The following is a 16,980-nucleotide window of genomic DNA, read 5'->3' as shown; positions in this document are numbered from 1 at the left end:
GAATACCCATAGCCTAATTCTTTGTTAAATAATCCCACTGTTCAACTTCTTCTGTTTTTGCGACAACTAGGAAATGGTCACTTGGCTTAACAATATAGTCAGCGGTAAAGTCCATGTTCATTTTTTCATCTGCATCACAGCGTACACCGACGATGTTCATGCCATATTCCTGTCTTACATTTAAAGTCTTTAGATCCTTGCCAATCCAGCTGTTTGGTGTGTGGATTTCAACAATGGAATATTCTTCATCTAATTCTACAATATCTACAATACTTCTTCTTAGTAATGTCTTAGCGACTTTGTTTGCCATATCTTTTTCTACGTTGACAACAACATCGGCACCAACTTTTTCAAGAATGACTTTTTTACGTTTTGTTCTTGCTTTAACGATAATATTAGGAACGCCAAATTCCTTTAGAATCATTGTTGCTAAAACTGATTCTTCAAAATGCTTAGAAATAGATACGACTACAGTATCAAATTCATTGACACCTAATTCTAGCATCTGATCTTTATCTGTTACATCGGCGATAGCAGCTCTTGTAACATTATCTTTAATGCGATCTACACATTGTTCATTGTTATCAATTGCTAATACTTCTACTCCATAGTCTGATAATGTTTCAGCAAGAGTGGAACCAAAGACTCCCAATCCTAAAATCGCAACTTGTTTCTGTTTAGCCATAATTTCCTCCTTAGCCAACAATGACATCCTCATCAGGATATCTGATTTCCTTACTTACGTGTCCCTGTGATTTTCTAGCAAAGAGAATCATCAAGGAAATAGGTCCAATACGACCCATGTACATAAGTACAATAATAACCATCTTACCCACAACAGTTAATGTTGGAGTAACTGATGCACTTAAGCCTACTGTACCAAAGGCAGAGAACACTTCCATAAGAATATCTGCCAGTGCCTTATTGCCTTCTGAAATAGAAAGGATCATTGTTGCTACAATACATGCAGTAAGACCCAAGGCAAAGATTGAAAAGGCACGCAATACAATTCTTTTCTTTACACGACGATTGAAGACGATAACTTCTTCTTGTCCTTTATAGACAGTAATAAGCATCATAACAACAAGGGCAAACGTAACTGTTTTGATCCCCCCAGCAGTTGATGCTGGTGAACCACCAACAAACATCAGCATACACATAAGAATCTTTGTGACTGATCTAAGATGCAGCATGCTGACGGTCGCAAAACCTGCTGTACGTGTTGTCGTTGACTGGAAGAATGATGTACCGATCTTCCATGGCCAAGACATATTCCCAATGGACTGTGGATTATTATATTCTAACAATAAGAACAGTATTGTTCCACTTGCTAGAAGCGTAAATGTCATTATAAAGACAATCTTTGTATGAAGAGTAAGTGCGTGAATATATCTTTTTAAAGAGAAAGTTGTCTTTTTATTCTTCTCTTTTTTAAAGCTATCAATAAGATCTCTCACTACAAGGAAGCCAATACCACCCAGAATGATTTCTGCACATATAATAAAGTTCACTAGTGCGTTATTTTGATAACGAATCAATGAATTGCTGCCCAGAAGATCAAACCCGGCATTACAGAATCCACTTACCGCATGCCATATACCATAATAGATACCTTTTACAATACCAAATTCTGGCACAAAGACAATTGACAGCAATATGGCGGCAATACCTTCTACAATGAATGTATAAGCAAAAATTGTTTTTAAGATAATAGGTAGCTTTCTAAAGCTTTCCTGATTCAATGCTTCAGTAAAGACCATCTTTGATTTTAGTGAGATCTGTCTTCTTGAAACATGAAGCACCAAATATAAAAAGGTAATAAATCCCAATCCACCAATCTGAATAAGGAACATAATGACAATCTGACCGAACAGATTATACGTATCAATAAGTGTAATAGGTGCTAAGCCGGTAACACACACCGCCGATACCGCAATAAAGAGGTTATCGATAATCGGGGCTACCGCACCCTTGTTTGCTATAGGAGAAGAAAGCAGAATAGCTCCAATAATGATGACAGCCAAGAAACTTAGAGCAATCTTTTTTGTTGGTGTCATCGGCGTCTTTTTTCTTTCTCTATGCGCTAATGGATGTATAGTCATAATTATTACTCCTTCTTTTGTGAATTATACACTCTTGTAAGTAAAATTACTACCCTATCAATTTTCTTTTGTCAATAACAATATATTGATATAATGAATTCAGGGGTGATTGATGTGAAAAAAAATGATCTTATCGCAATGGGAATTGACTATGATGATGCTATGAATAGGTTTATGAACAACGAAGAAATGTACATGACATTTCTTAATCGTTTTAAAGATGATCATTCTTACAAATTGATGAGAGAAGCCCTTGATCAAAATGATATCAGTGCTGCCTATGATGCAGCACATGATTTAAAAAGTATCACTGGCAATCTATCGATGAAGAAGCTATATCATCACGTATGCCTTCTCGTAGATGATTTAAAGAAAGGTGACACCAGTCATATTAAGGAGCTTTTGCCTCCAATTATTGATGAATATACAACTGTAATTAACATGTTAAAGTGACTTTCTTATGAAGGTCCTTTTCATTTTCTACTTTTTTTCAATTTGAGATAGACAATATCCTTTCATTGTTTTAAAATGTCCACGTAGAAAGGGGAAACACAATATGAATATGTTTGTATTATTCGCTTTAGCATTACTTCCAATCATTTGGTTAATCATTGCAATGAGCGTATTAAAAATGCCTGGGTACAGAGCTTGTCTAATCGCATTAGTCGTTACAATTGCTCTTGCTATGGGTGTATGGCATATGAGTGCAATCAATGCAGCAACTGCTGCTTTAGAAGGTATCTGTAATGCACTTTGGCCAATTATCATTGTCATTCTTGCTGCTTTGTTTACTTACAACTTAACACTAGAAACTAAGGCAATGGATTCTATTAAAGCTATGTTAGCGAGCGTCTCTACAGATAAGAGAATTTTAATGTTATTGATCGCATTTGGATTCGGTAACTTCATGGAAGGTATGGCTGGTTTCGGTACAGCTGTTGCTATTCCTGCCGGTATCCTTGTCGGTTTAGGATTTGATCCTTTATTATCAGTTGTTACTTGCTTAATTATCAACTCTACTCCTACTGCTTTTGGTTCAGTTGGGGTTCCAACTAACACAATGGCAAACATCACTGGTTTACATGTTGTTGGTATTTCAGCAAAGGTTGCCTTAATTCAGGCAGTTGTTCAGTTCATCATTCCATTTATCGCTGTTATTGTTATCGGTAAAGGAACAAAAGCACTTAAGGGATTAATTCCTTGTATCTTAGTAGCTGATCTTTCATACATCATTCCACAGTATGCAGTTGCTCAGTTCATCGGTCCTGATTTAGCAAATATCATCGGTGCTATTGTATCAATGGTTGCTATTATCGTATTTGCAATGAAAGTTAAGACACCTGCAATTGAAGAATTCCAGGTTGAAACTTCTGGTGATGGTTTAAAAGGTTTAACTCTTGGTTCTGCTTTTAAAGCTTGGTCACCATTTATCTTTATTTTCTTGTTCTTATTATTCACATCTACATTGGTTCCTGCTATTCATGATCCACTAGCATCAATCAATAGTCCAATTCAGTTCTATACTGGTAAAAATCCAGCTACATTAACATTCTACTGGATCAACACTCCAGGTGTATTGATCTTACTTGCTGGTTTCATCGGTGGAGCTATTCAGGGTGCAAGCTTCGCTACAATGCTTAATGTATTAGGTAGAACAGTAAAATCAAATATCAAGACAATCTTGACTATCTGCTCAGTATTAGCTGTTGCTAAAATCATGGGTTATAGTGGTATGACTTCTTCTATCTCTGCTGCATTAGTTGCTATGACTGGTTCTATGTTCCCAATTATTTCACCATTAATTGGTACAATTGGTGGATTTGTTACTGGTTCTGGTACTTCTACTACTGCATTATTCGGTGCTGTACAGGTAGAAACTGCTAAACATATCGGTGCTAATCAATACTGGCTTGCTGCTGGTAACTTAATGGGTGCAGGTCTTGGTAAGATGATCTGTCCTCAGTCAATCGCTATCGGTACTGCTGCTGTAGGATTAAGCGGTGCTGAAAGCAAGATTATGTCTAAGGTTGTTATCTGGACAGTTGCATTTGCAGTAATCGGTGGAATCATCTGTATTGTATTCCCAATGATCGGTATAGTTTAATATTTTAAAGAGAGGTTCGCCTCTCTTTTTTTATATCTTTATAAAAAAATGATGATCTTCCAAACTGTGGAAAATCATCATTTTATTGCTTTCAGTGAATTTCTAGTGCCTGCTCTTTTTTGATTTGTGAAAAAGCCGTAGGGATACAACAATATCTTTAGAAAAAAAGAGTGATGAATCTCCCTGACCAAAGTTTGATTCATCACCCATCATACGACAAAAAATCAATACATGCGATAAATGTAGAAAAGAATATCATCATATAGAAATCATTGAGCAGCTCCGCAAGAAGACAAATAGATTCTAGTATCATCGAAAACAGGAAAAAGCGTATAAAAAGGACTACTATCTATCCTTACCGATTTTTTCTTATCACGCATTTTCCTTAATTAGTAATCACCTGCTACTTGAAATAGAGCAAAAAAAGATGGATCGTTATGATCCATCTTGAGGTGACTAATTGTTTTCAATGACAGTTACAAACTTAGTTTCATACTGTGCATCACTATTAGTAGAAGTAAACTTGTAATCTTTTGCGTAATCAGATAATGTCTTGAACTTATCTTCATCTTTATGAAGATCATCAGCTAACTTAGTGATCTTATCAATACCAGATGTCTTATATTCGGCCATACCTGAAGATAATTTTGCACTTCCATCAACAATCTGAGAGAAAGCATTGTTTAATTTATTTAAGCCATTAGTTAATTTATCATAGTTTTCAGCATATTTATTTAATCCATTGCTGAAAGTCTTAGAACCATTGTAAAGCTTATTGACACCATCATGTAAAGCAGGAAGACCTGTCTTCTTATCAGAAAGTTTTTCTACACTCTTTTCAACTGATTTTAAGATTGTATTAGAACCATTATATAGTTTATTGAAACTATCCTGAGATGAACTTAATGTCTTAATAGCATGATCAGCAAGATAGATCTGATATAATCCAGCATACAATTCCTTGTTGGCATTAAATTTCTTATATCCGCTCTTATCTTTAGCTGCGCTATAGTTAGCACCACATGATTCAAATAAACCTGTTTCTCTATCCTTGTTATAGATTGATAATACAAGATTCTTACCAGCAGACTTATTAGTCTTAACTTCTGCTGCATATTTCTGAAGACTGTTTGTAGCAGTTTCTACATCGTTAAGCTGTTCCTTTAATTCCTTAACTTCTTCAGCCTTGTCACTTAATGCTTTCTGTTTTTCTACAAGCATCTTCTTAGCAGCTGCAGCCTGTTCAGGTGTTGCAGATGTATTTTGAGAAATCTGCTGTACAAATGTTAAATAATCAGTAGTTGCAGTTGTTAATTCCTGAGACTTAGCATTAAGCTTTTTAGAAATTGCACTTACCTGAGATAACACTTCTTTAGTTTTATCAGTTGTTGTATCAGCTAATTCAGCATTGACTGTAGCAGATAATGCTGCTGCCATCTTTTCAATACCAGCACTCTTCTTAGCTTCAAGATTAGACTTTGTATTCTTTAATTCTTTTAAAGCATCATTTAACTGAGTTAATCCATCTTTAAGTTTCTTCATCTGAGAAGGAAGCTTAGATAAATCTTTAGTACCATCATTTAACTGAGAAATACCATCATCGATTTTCTTATAGCCTTCAGTAAGCTTATCAGTACCTTCAGTCTTTAATTTCTTAGAAGCATCTGTTGCTTCTTTCATCTTAGAAGCATATTTCATAGTACCTTCTGCTAATGTTTTAGAACCATCTACTAAGGCATTCGTTGCATCTTTTAATTTATTGACATCTCCATATGAATCATCAATCTTATCAAATACTTTATTTAAATCATCAGCATCCAATAATTTAGGAGTTGCAATACTATAGATCGATTTTAAATTGAAGTTAGTTGTATCATATTCAATAACTACCTTATCTAATTCCTTTAAGGCATCCATCTTATTAAAGCTGTCATATAATCCTGGAGAAGCTAATCCAACAACAAGTTCAGATTCACCGTTGTTTATTACTTTACCAGTATTGACAGTTAAGTTCTTTGTATCAGCAGACTTGAATGTAGAAGAAAGCATAACCATAAATGGTGTATAGACCTTCTCACCTTTGTACTGATGATCCATTGTATTTGTGTAATCAAATTGTAATTTGACATGACCACTTTTACCTTTGATATCTTTAGGATTAACTTTCTTACCATTTAATTCATAAGTTGCCTTTAAAGTGATTGGCATCTCATTTTCAGTCTTACCGGTATAGATAATATCTTTACCCTGTGATGACCAGCTAATGTTCTTGCCATCACGTGTCATTTTTTCATTTCCTGATGTATTAACAATATCACTTAAATCAGAATAATCATTGATTGTTTCTTTATGATTACTTGTAATATGTTCATTGACACTCTGATAAGTTATTTTCCCATCAGCATCAATTTTAGTATAAACAGTCTCATTTTTTTCATAGGCAAATGCAGGAACTGCACTCATCATTGAAACAGCGACTGTTAATGGAATTGCTTTAGCTAATATGCTTTTCATATTAAGCGACCTCCTTATTTTTCTTTAGATTCTTAAATCCTAATGATGAATGAATGATAATTTTATCAAATGCCATCAATAATGATGGAACAATAAGCATAACTGTTACCATTGAAATCAAGGCACCACGTGAAATCATTGAGCAGATAGCAGAAATCATATCCATTTTTGAATAGATCCCTACACCAACTGTAGCCGCAAAGAAACACATGGCTGATACGAAGATAGAGTTAACTGAAGCATCAACTGCTGTAGAAACAGCTTCTACCTTGCTTGCCCCACTCTTTCTTACTTCAAGATATTTCGTACTCATCAAGATAGCGTAGTCAATGGTTGCTCCTAACTGGATAGTACCAATAACAATACTTGCGACAAATGGAATCTTCTGTCCCATTACAAATGGGATTCCCATGTTGATATAAATCGCAAATTCAATAGCTAATACTAATAGTACTGGTAATGACACACTCTTTAATACCAATAACATTAAGATAAATACAATACCTGTAGAAGCAAAGTTAACGTTCTTAAAGTCAACATCAGCGATATTAACCATATCTTTCATAAGTGGACCTTCACCACATACAATCGCATTCTTATCATAAGATTTTGCGATTTCATTGACTTTGGCAATCTGAGCATTCAATTCATCAGTTGCAGTGTCGTACTTAGAACTTAGAAGAACCATCTGATGTTTACCATCATCAATCATGCCCTTTACTTCATTTGAAAGCATATCTTCACTAAATCCCTGTGAAGCTAACTTAGAATAGCTAGTCACCATATCGATTCCTTTAAGATCTTCAAACTTACCAACCATTTCCTGAACATCAGAAGCCTTAAGGTTGCTATCGATCATAATGAAGTAAGGTGAAACAATCTTAAAATCTTTCTTTAATTTATTGTTGGCCTGTACCCCTGGAAGATAATCAGGAAGACCAGCAGTTAAGTTGTAATAACTTTGTGTATGAGATTGACAATAATAAGCCAATGGCATACAGATCACAAATAATACAAGAATAACCTTATATCCCTTAACCACAAGATTCTTAATAAATGATAAGTTAGGCAAAATGCTCTTATGTGCAGTCTTTGTAATTAACTTATCGCATACAAGAACTAATGCTGGGAATAATGTAATAACAGTCAATACTCCAAAGGCAACACCTTTTGCCATTACAAGACCGATATCGGTACCCAATGTCAGTGACATTGTACATAATGCCAAGAAACCGGCAATTGTAGTCGTAGAAGACCCTACAACAGAAATCAAAGTTTCAGCGATAGCTTCTTCCATAGCTTCTAGCTTATTGTCACGATGTTTCTTCCAGTATTCATATTTATGATACAAGAAGATTGAGAAGTCAGTCGTAACCCCAAGCTGAAGTACTGCCGCAATCGCTTTTGTAATATAGGAAATCTGACCTAAGAATAAGTTAGTTCCCATATTGTAAATAATAGCTACACCAATATTTCCCAATAACAATACTGGTACAAAGAATGAATCTAAAGTAAACATCAAGACAATCAAACATAAGATAACCGCAATCACCACATAGATCACAACTTCACTATTGGCAATCTGAGCTGTATCCAAAGTTGTCGCTGACATTCCTGCCACCTTAATGTTATTTTTCAGATCCCTAATTTTCTGAATCGCATTGAGTGTTCTATCATCAGAAGTAGATTCAGTAAAAGTTGTAATGATCAGGTTTTCCTGACCCTTCTTTACTTTCTTCACGATATCATTTGGCAACATTTCTATTGGAATTTCATACCCAATGACATCATAGACACTTCCTACCTTGTTGACAGAATCAACTTTCTTTATTTCCTTCTCAAACTCAAGAATCTGTTTAGGACTCATATTGTCAGTAATAATTACCGCAAATGCACCCTGTCTAAAATCTTTGGACAAGATTTTCTGCCCTTTCATTGTTTCTACATCTTGAGGTAGATAGGATACAAGGTCGTAATTCGTCTTCGTTGAGACATATCCAATTACGGATGGTATGATCAAGATCATGCAGATCGCAATAATCAGCCAACGACCTCTTGTTACTCCTTTACAAAAGGTTTTCATCTATTTCGCCTCCATACAAAATGACCATCAGTCATATATTACACTGTAATGGTAGCACTAAAATGACCGGTGGTCAATTACTTTACTAAAAAAATTGACTTTCGGTCATTTTTAACATATTATAATGAAGAAAGGAGCATTTTCATGGAAACATTAAAAGAAATAAAAAGTAAAATAGAAATAAATAAAGCTGAAAAAAAGACAAGGCTCCTTAACAATGCCTATGAACTTTTTGGGACTAAGGGATTCTCAGATACTTCTATTTCAGATATTGTCAAGAAAGCTGGGGTAGCGAAGGGAACCTTCTATCTGTATTTTAAAAATAAAGAAGATATTAGAAATCAACTTGTTACTGATCAATCACAAAAGCTGTTTACAAATGCGATCAATGCCATGAATAATGAGAAGCTTGATACATTTGATGAAAGACTGATCTTTATTATTGATCATGTTATTGAACAATTAAAAGAAGATGACTGCATTCTTACATTTATCAATCGTGATCTTTCTTTAGGGTTCTATTCAAAAGAAATAGAAAAGATTTTCAATGATAATGCCATGGGTCTTTATCAGATGTTTATCAACGGCATCAAAAAAGAAAACATCGATGTAAAGAATCCTGATATGACATTCTTTATGATTGTAGAGTTAATTGGAGTCACTTGTTATCGCTGCATGGTTCAAAAGATTCCATGTGATATCGATACTTATAAGCCTTATCTTTACGCTGGAGTAAAAGCCCTTATTCATCAATAAAATATCCCTGCCTATTTCTCCATTTTTCACTTGCATTTTGCATAATAATTTGATAATTTACTACATGTACAGTTTAATATATGCAAACTAAAAAGCGCGTGGTTCATCCATGCGCTTTTTAGTATTCTAATGTGTTTATTAATAATCCATATTACTCAATCTACTCACATTAATATCTGACTTGTTCCAATATATTTCTATCATTTATTAAATAATAGAAACAACGTAATAACCTACATTCATTTTTTTATTATAAATATATAATTCATAGCTTGAAGAGTTTTCTATTCTATGATGAATATATTTCGTATCAGAAGATGATTTTAAAGCAGATAATTCATTAATAACATGAGTGTATTTACCTGTATTTTTATTATCTTCCCACTCTGTATTAAAATCTGTATTATAAAAATTATCAATGTCTTCTTTTTCTTTTTTATTAAGCTTATCTACACTTACAAACCCTTTGATATCCTTAGGATTCTTTAATGTAAATCTACAAACATTTGCCATGTCATTTCCAAAGCCCTGTTCACTCACATATATTGATTTATAGCTAAATTCAGAATCCACTTGTAAACTTATTCTCTTCTTATCATCTCTATAATTAGGCTGTGATTTAAACCAATATAAAGCACCAACAAGTAATAGTATAATAACAACAATAGCTAATATTTTTTTCTTCATTTTAAAATGACCAGTTTACCTTTCTTTGATTTTAAATACATTTTCTCTACATATATAATAATACATTTTTTACATAGTACAAATAATTAGACGTATAATCATTTCATATTCAAAAATAATAATCACAAACAAAAAACTCATTAATGGGTCTTGTAAAAGAATCTAAATGACACATTGCATAAAAAAACGGAATTTCCATAAGGAATTCCGGATATTGACTGGCGTCATCAGGCGGAGTCGAACCGCCGACCCTTCGCTTAGGAGGCGAATGCTCTATCCATCTGAGCTATGATGACATTAAGCATTATTGTAATGCTTAACTCTTCTTTTTAGATTGACGATAACGATCGAATGGACCGTATGTCACATAGTAGAATACGATTGCAATAATGATTGCGGCAACAGCATCCATCACTGAGTGCTGTTTCACATACATTGTGGATAAAGTAATCAGGATAGCGCTTAGCCATGCAAATATAAACATGAATTTGCTATTCTTGAATCTTTCTGAATGTGTAAGAATGATAGCACATCCAATAGAGTTATACACATGAATGCTTGGGAAAACATTTGTTGGCTTATCTACCCCGTAGACAAGATGCAAGAAAAATCTCTCAAGAGCATTTCCTGTCAAGATATCAGGACGATAATTAAATGTAGTCGGAAATATCGTAAAGATGATCAGACAGACAGTCATGCCACCAAACATGATTAAACAAAATTTATAAAATTCTTCCTTATTCTCCAGGAATGTGAATAAGCCTGTTCCAAAAACAAATAGGAACCAGTACATATATATAAGAATAAACCCCGGTACAAATGGAATCATGTGATCTAATGTGACATTCATATCAAAGAACCCGCTAGGATTTCTTTGCTGGATTCCAAAATACCATGGAAGATATAGCATAAAATAGACGATAGCTACCCATATATGTTTATGAGTCTTGTAAAAATCATTGATTTTATCTAACATTTTCATCACCGAGAGAAATTCTAACAAAAAAGAGATTGCAATGCAACCTCTTTAATTGAAATCAAATAGCTTCTGAGCAACTGTATATCCTGCAATCAATACTTTATGCCCTGCTTTACCTCTTAGTCTCATCAATGTACCAAGCATAGTTTTACGAACAGCCTTATAGACTTCTGGTCTTGTTTCTTTCATATAATTCCAGAATTCATCTCTCTTCTTAAGATTTTCTTCTGTTCCACTCTTAACAAGAAGGACTGTTGTAACTGTTGAAATGATTGTTAAATAATGAATCATGTATTTTCTTAGTTTTCTTGATTTAAGACTCATTACATCAACTGCATCAATCATGCGTTTATTGACTCTGATCTGCTGATCAATACGTCCAATCATGACCTTTTCGTTGACACTCTGATCTTCTCTACCAATGAAATAGTGGTAAAGATCAACATTTAAATAGTACATTGTATGAACATATGGCAATGGTTCATATACAAATAAATTATCTACATAGAATGTATGTTTTGGAAGAACCAATCCACAGTTCTTTAATACCGCTGTTCTATAAATGATAGAATGCATTAACAAGTTCTGTGATGGCAAGAAATATTTTACATTATACCATCTAAAAATACGATTTTGTGGTAATGCATTTGCATAGCGAATTGGATTTTGTGTATTTGTACTTGGTTTATCATAAACGTAATTGACAATCATCATATCCAATGGCTGATTTTCAAGATTCTTTAATGTATCAATAACTTTCTTTAATGCTTCTTCATCAAACCAGTCATCGCTATCTAAAACCTTAAAATACTTACCTGTGGCATTTTTTATACCTGTGTTGACAGCTTCGCCATGGCCACCGTTTTCCTGATGAATGCAGCGTACAACATCAGGATACTGTTCTTGATATCGATCGCCAATCTTTGCTGTATCATCTTTTGAACCATCATCTACTACAAGAATTTCAATATCTTCTTTGCAGCCTAAAAGACTATCGATGGCATGATGCATATAATCCTGTGAATTATAGCAAGGAATGGCTACAGTTAATAATTTCATAGGAATTAACCCCTCTTTCCACGCATATTTTATCATGTCTTTTCTTTCCTCACAATAACATTATATGAAACCAAAAATTAAATTGAGATTTTCTATTACTATTTGTAGTCAATTTGAAAGAAATGGAGTAAAATAATGGTATTGTTGTATAATTTTTAAAGGAGTTATCAAATGAGTAAAATAACACTGACGTATAAAAGCTATCTTGCGACAGCCTTAAAAGTATTCACGGTTGTCAATCCAGTAGCGGCTTTATTAATTGCTGGTCTTATTCTATTCACTAAGCCAGCTTTCGCTCTTGCAATGCTTTACATTGCTTTAATTGTATTGCTTCTTGTCATCACTTATAAGATCTTCAAGAAAAAGATGGTCACAATAGACTGTGATGAACATGGCATCAAGACAAATGCCCATCTTCATCCTTATGACTCCATTGTTTCTTTTGAAGAAGTCAATGATACAATCATTATCACATTTGATGATCAAAAGACACTTAAGATCAATGAACATGACTATGAACAAAATAATCTATTGGACTTCAATGATTTCATGGCCAGCAAAGGATTTACTATTTCATCAAGACAATCTTATCCCCTTGCATCATTTGATCAGGGAAAAGCACTTGGCTATGTTTCTCTTCTTGTCACATTTATTGGTTTTGCCTACATTATCGGATTATTTAATGGCATCTACAATAATGTAATCATCTGTACATTGTTAAGTCTTGTCTTACCTTTCATTTTAGCAATGTATTACATCTATCTTCTTAAAACAATGCAGTTGAACATCATTGAAGAAAACCGTATGGCTTTCTTGATGGGAATGCTTATTCCGGCAATGATCGGCTGGGCTTTCCTTTTCTTCCAGTACAATATCGGTCCTATCATGCCAATTATTATTTTCTCAATCGTACTGCTTTTAATCATTCTTGTTTACTATCATGTTTCAAATAAAATCAAAGGTATCACTAAAGATATGATCTTTGTGATCTTCTTGATTTTCTATATTCCATTTGTAGGATTATTCATCAATAATGAAGTGACACTTAAGACTACTTCTTCTATTGAAAGTGTGGCAGGTGTCAATGTACAAGAAACAAGATTTGTAAATCTTTACTCTATGACTTATAAGAAATACAATCCTCATCACTCAATGAAGATTGTAGATAACTATCATTTACGTAATGTTTATTCTAAATATGATAGCTACAAGATACGTATCAGCAAAAAAGAGTATCGTGTATTAATTAGAACAAAAAATCCAAAAGTAAAAATTGATACAAAGACCGGATTGTTTGGTATTGAAACATATTCTTATAGAGGACAAAAATAAAACGATGTTTTCAAAAACATCGTTTTTTTAATAGCTTCTGGTTTTTCTATTTAACATACGCATATATTCTTTTTCAGAGATAATCTTAATATCCTGTCCCATTCGTTTAAGCGTTAATGCTTTTTTTACCTTCTTATTGCTTTTGCCATATCTTGTCTTATAGTAGCCAAAGTGTCCAATAACAAGATAATCAGTATGCGTATTGACATCACGATTATAATAACCGTGAACTTTCTTTAGATGCATGCTTAACTGCTCTTTAGGAACACGGGTATTGCCGGTAAAGGCAACACTCTGATTGGTAAAGATATACTTTCTTTTCACATTCATAGGAGCATGTTCTGGAGCAATGATATTACGATAATAGTTCTCCCTCATTTCACCCATTTCAATATGATGGATTTCATGTAATTCTGCCAATGATGAAGCATCTGATTTTAAAATAAGCTTATGCAGAATTTCAGCAGCAGCTTTGGCATCATAGAGGGCATGATGAGGATGATCTATTTGAATATGATAATGACTGCATAAATCTGTGACATTATATTTCTTTAGATCAGGTTCTACAAGATGAGCTAGCACATTTGTGCATGACATCCACATACGAGGAAATGGGATGCGATTCTTTTTAAGTGCTGCTCTAATTGATGACATATCACTTTGTATATCATGGGATACAACAATCTGATTTTCAAAGAAAGGCTTGATATCTTCCCATACTTCCAGAAAAGATTTCTGATTGACTAGCATCTTTGGGGAAATATGATGAACATCATAGCGGTATTTATCAAAAGAAAGATCAGCTGGTCGTATTAATGAATAATATTCCTTATAGACCTTCATATTACGCAGCTGCACAATCCCAATTGAACAGACACTCGCTGGATCCATATTAAGTACTTCAATATCAAATACAGTTATGAATTCGCTCATTTAATACCCACTGCTTTCTTTGCTAAACGGTCAGCTTCGTCATTAAAAGTATCGCCACTATGAGCAAGTACTTTAATGAAATGAATATAGATTTTCTTGCGATAGTCTTTCATTTTCTCTACATAGCGCTTAGTACCTGGCTTATTGGCTTTCCATTCACCATTGGCCCATTTCTCAATGCCCATATAGTCATAGTAGATTGCAATGCTGTCGTAGCCATTTGCAATCGCATATTCCACTGCAACTTCACTACCAAATATTTCTCCGGCTACATTACGCATTGAAACATAGTCTTCATGTTCACCCTTGCCATAGATCTTTTTGATGACACGACCACCTTCGATTAAGACAACACCATAGCCATAGACTTTCTCTTTAATATGGTAGCTTCCATCCACATAGGCAATAAGCTGGCATTCTCTTATTTCCTGATGATCTTCAAGAAAAGCTTCAGCTTCTTCTTTAGTGGGAAATGATTTATAGACTGCGCCTTTAAAGCCTTTGATCTCTGCTTCGCACTCTTTCCATGTTGTATAGACACCCTTATGTCTTCCGTTTTTTACAGCATAATATTTCATTTGTATCCCTCTTTTTCTCTACCATAATAAGTATTATTTCCCTTTTTGTCTAGAAGTTTTATTGAGAAGTGTACCCTTTTTTATTATAATGATATTTAGAGGTATAAAATATGAAGATAGAAAATAGGTTTTTAAAATATGTAAGCTTTGATACACAATCTTCTGAAACATCTGAAACTGCTCCTACTACAAGCAAGCAGATTGAATTCGCAGATTTTTTAGCAGAAGAAATGCGTATCTTAGGTATGAAAGATGTTGAAAGAAATGAGTATGGAATTGTCTATGGTACAATTCCTGCCAATGTAGAAGAGGAAGGAGAAACTATCGGTTTCATTTCCCATATGGATACTTCTCCAGATGCATCAGGTAAAGATGTTAAACCACAGATCATCAGAGATTATGATGGTGGCATCATTAAATTAAATAACACTATGAATCTTGATCCTGAAGAAAATCCAGAATTAAAGACATTGATTCATCATGACTTAATTACAACTGACGGTACAACTTTACTTGGTGCTGATGATAAAGCTGGAATTGCGATTATTATGACAATGGCAGAATATTTATTCCGCCATCCAACTTTCCTTCATCATGATATCAGTATTGCTTTTACACCGGATGAAGAAGTAGGTAGAGGTGTCATCAATTTTGATATCGATCGTTTCGGGGCAGACTATGCCTACACTGTAGATGGTGGTCCAATTGAAGAATACAGCTTTGAAAACTTCAATGCTTACAAGGCTACTGTTTCTATTAAAGGAAAATCATATCATCCAGGTGATGCTAAAAACAAAATGATCAACGCATTAACACTTGGTCGTGATTTTGATATTCTCCTTGGTGATGTCAATAGACCAGAACATACAGAAGGACATGACGGCTTCTATCATCTTCATAATATGGAAGGTGATGTAAGCAATGCGACTCTTTCATATATCATCAGAGAGCACAGCAAAGAAAAGATGGAAGAACTGCTTGCTCATATGAACGATGCTGCTGCGTATATCAATAATAAATACGGAGATGAATACATCAAGATTGAAACTGTAAAACAGTATGAAAATATGAAAGACATCATCGCTAAAAGACCAGAAATTGTCACTCAGGTTTCTGATGCAATGATTGATATTGGATTATCACCAGTAATCGCACCAATTCGTGGCGGTACTGATGGTGCTATGCTTTCAGCGAAAGGACTTCCTACTCCTAACCTTGGAACAGGAGGATACAACTATCATGGTCCTTATGAATACGCAAGTCTTACATCAATGAAAAAAGGTGTAGAATTGTTGCTAGCTATTATTAGAAATAGTCGTAAATAAAAAGATCACAAACGTGATCTTTTTATTATGCATTTTCACCAAAGAAACGCTTAATTTCAATTTCTGCATTTTCAGGTGAATCTGATCCATGAATAAGATTACGAGCATTAGATGTTGCATAATCTCCTCTGATTGTACCTGGCTGAGCATCACCGAATTTAGTAGGCCCCATTAAAAGACGCATACCTTTAATGACATTTTCACCTTCTACAATCATTGCTAAGCTTGGTCCAGATGTCATATATTCAAGTGTTGGTTCATACCAAGGCTTACCTACACAATGAGCATAATGTTCTTCACATAGTTTCTCATCAAACCAAACAAACTTCGCATTCGTAATTCGATACCCTCTTCTCTCAATTCTAGAGATAATTTCACCTGTTAAGCCTCTTGTCATACAATCAGGCTTTAACATAATATAAGTACGTTCCATTTTCCTATCACCTCAATCTTCATTATATCAAATTAAACTATATAACCAAATATCTATTTACATATATCAAAAAAATAAGTGTATAATACTTGAAG

15 protein-coding genes and 1 tRNA gene are annotated in these 16,980 nt (G+C 34.1%); 5 read left to right on the top strand and 11 right to left on the bottom strand.

Going from position 1 to position 16,980, the window contains the following annotated elements; all coding sequences use genetic code 11:
* Positions 1-13: 13 nt before the first annotated feature.
* Both J6L95_RS09015 and J6L95_RS09010 read right to left on the bottom strand, forming a co-directional pair.
* On the bottom strand, positions 14-685 hold the full coding sequence (locus J6L95_RS09015; protein ID WP_029070941.1) for a potassium channel family protein: 672 nt from the start codon (positions 683-685) through the stop codon (positions 14-16).
* Between the two features lie 10 nt (positions 686-695).
* On the bottom strand, positions 696-2,102 hold the full coding sequence (locus J6L95_RS09010) for a TrkH family potassium uptake protein (protein ID WP_287458885.1): 1,407 nt from the start codon (positions 2,100-2,102) through the stop codon (positions 696-698).
* A gap of 114 nt (positions 2,103-2,216) precedes the next feature.
* On the opposite strand from J6L95_RS09010, the gene J6L95_RS09005 reads away from it, so the two are divergent.
* Together J6L95_RS09005 and J6L95_RS09000 are read left to right on the top strand one after the other, a co-directional pair.
* Positions 2,217-2,555: an Hpt domain-containing protein gene (locus J6L95_RS09005; RefSeq protein ID WP_287458884.1), complete on the top strand. Its 339-nt coding sequence runs from the start codon at positions 2,217-2,219 to the stop codon at positions 2,553-2,555.
* Positions 2,556-2,658: 103 nt separating this feature from the next.
* Entirely contained in the window at positions 2,659-4,206 is a 1,548-nt protein-coding gene (locus J6L95_RS09000) for an L-lactate permease (protein WP_287458883.1), read from the top strand.
* Between the two features lie 456 nt (positions 4,207-4,662).
* On the opposite strand, the gene J6L95_RS08995 is transcribed toward J6L95_RS09000, so the two are convergent.
* Positions 4,663-6,720, bottom strand: coding sequence for a hypothetical protein (locus J6L95_RS08995; protein ID WP_287458882.1), 2,058 nt, complete (start codon positions 6,718-6,720; stop codon positions 4,663-4,665).
* Position 6,721: 1 nt separating this feature from the next.
* Positions 6,722-8,803 (bottom strand): efflux RND transporter permease subunit, encoded by a 2,082-nt coding sequence (locus J6L95_RS08990; protein ID WP_287458881.1) that lies wholly within the window; start codon positions 8,801-8,803, stop codon positions 6,722-6,724.
* A 144-nt stretch (positions 8,804-8,947) separates the two neighbouring features.
* Here J6L95_RS08990 and J6L95_RS08985 point away from each other — a divergent pair, with 144 nt between their 5' ends.
* Positions 8,948-9,559, top strand: a complete 612-nt coding sequence (locus J6L95_RS08985; protein WP_287458880.1) for a TetR/AcrR family transcriptional regulator — start codon at positions 8,948-8,950, stop codon at positions 9,557-9,559.
* Between the two features lie 207 nt (positions 9,560-9,766).
* On the opposite strand, the gene J6L95_RS08980 is transcribed toward J6L95_RS08985, so the two are convergent.
* From J6L95_RS08980 to J6L95_RS08965, 4 genes are all read right to left on the bottom strand, one after another.
* Positions 9,767-10,246 carry a hypothetical protein gene (locus J6L95_RS08980; protein ID WP_031589721.1) on the bottom strand — a complete coding sequence of 160 codons (480 nt, stop codon included), beginning with the start codon at positions 10,244-10,246 and terminating at the stop codon, positions 9,767-9,769.
* A 219-nt stretch (positions 10,247-10,465) separates the two neighbouring features.
* Positions 10,466-10,542, bottom strand: a tRNA-Arg gene (locus J6L95_RS08975).
* Between the two features lie 20 nt (positions 10,543-10,562).
* Positions 10,563-11,222: a phosphatase PAP2 family protein gene (locus tag J6L95_RS08970; protein ID WP_107318268.1), complete on the bottom strand. Its 660-nt coding sequence runs from the start codon at positions 11,220-11,222 to the stop codon at positions 10,563-10,565.
* Between the two features lie 51 nt (positions 11,223-11,273).
* Entirely contained in the window at positions 11,274-12,284 is a 1,011-nt protein-coding gene (locus tag J6L95_RS08965) for a glycosyltransferase family 2 protein (RefSeq protein ID WP_287458879.1), read from the bottom strand.
* A 171-nt stretch (positions 12,285-12,455) separates the two neighbouring features.
* Between J6L95_RS08965 and J6L95_RS08960 the strand changes: the two genes are divergently transcribed.
* Positions 12,456-13,616: a hypothetical protein gene (locus J6L95_RS08960; RefSeq protein WP_287458878.1), complete on the top strand. Its 1,161-nt coding sequence runs from the start codon at positions 12,456-12,458 to the stop codon at positions 13,614-13,616.
* A 27-nt stretch (positions 13,617-13,643) separates the two neighbouring features.
* Here the strand turns inward: J6L95_RS08960 and J6L95_RS08955 are convergent, their stop codons facing one another.
* A complete protein-coding gene (locus J6L95_RS08955) occupies positions 13,644-14,549 on the bottom strand; it encodes an exonuclease domain-containing protein (protein WP_287458877.1) in 906 nt (301 codons plus the stop codon).
* The gene (locus tag J6L95_RS08950; RefSeq protein WP_029070930.1) at positions 14,546-15,127 is read right to left on the bottom strand and encodes a ribonuclease H1 domain-containing protein; all 582 of its coding nucleotides are present in this window, start codon (positions 15,125-15,127) and stop codon (positions 14,546-14,548) included. Before J6L95_RS08950 ends, J6L95_RS08955 begins: the two co-directional genes overlap by 4 nt.
* A gap of 110 nt (positions 15,128-15,237) precedes the next feature.
* Between J6L95_RS08950 and pepT the strand changes: the two genes are divergently transcribed.
* The gene (pepT, locus tag J6L95_RS08945; RefSeq protein WP_029070929.1) at positions 15,238-16,452 is read left to right on the top strand and encodes a peptidase T; all 1,215 of its coding nucleotides are present in this window, start codon (positions 15,238-15,240) and stop codon (positions 16,450-16,452) included.
* Positions 16,453-16,477: 25 nt separating this feature from the next.
* On the opposite strand, the gene ndk is transcribed toward pepT, so the two are convergent.
* Positions 16,478-16,885 carry a nucleoside-diphosphate kinase gene (gene ndk / locus J6L95_RS08940; RefSeq protein WP_029070928.1) on the bottom strand — a complete coding sequence of 136 codons (408 nt, stop codon included), beginning with the start codon at positions 16,883-16,885 and terminating at the stop codon, positions 16,478-16,480.
* Between the last annotated feature and the right edge of the window lie 95 nt (positions 16,886-16,980).

This window comes from Kandleria sp. (assembly GCF_017934775.1).
GTDB classification, from domain to species: domain Bacteria; phylum Bacillota_I; class Bacilli_A; order Erysipelotrichales; family Coprobacillaceae; genus Kandleria; species Kandleria vitulina.
Note: the sequence above shows the minus strand (reverse complement) of the source record. Positions and strands in the feature narration are given on the sequence as shown.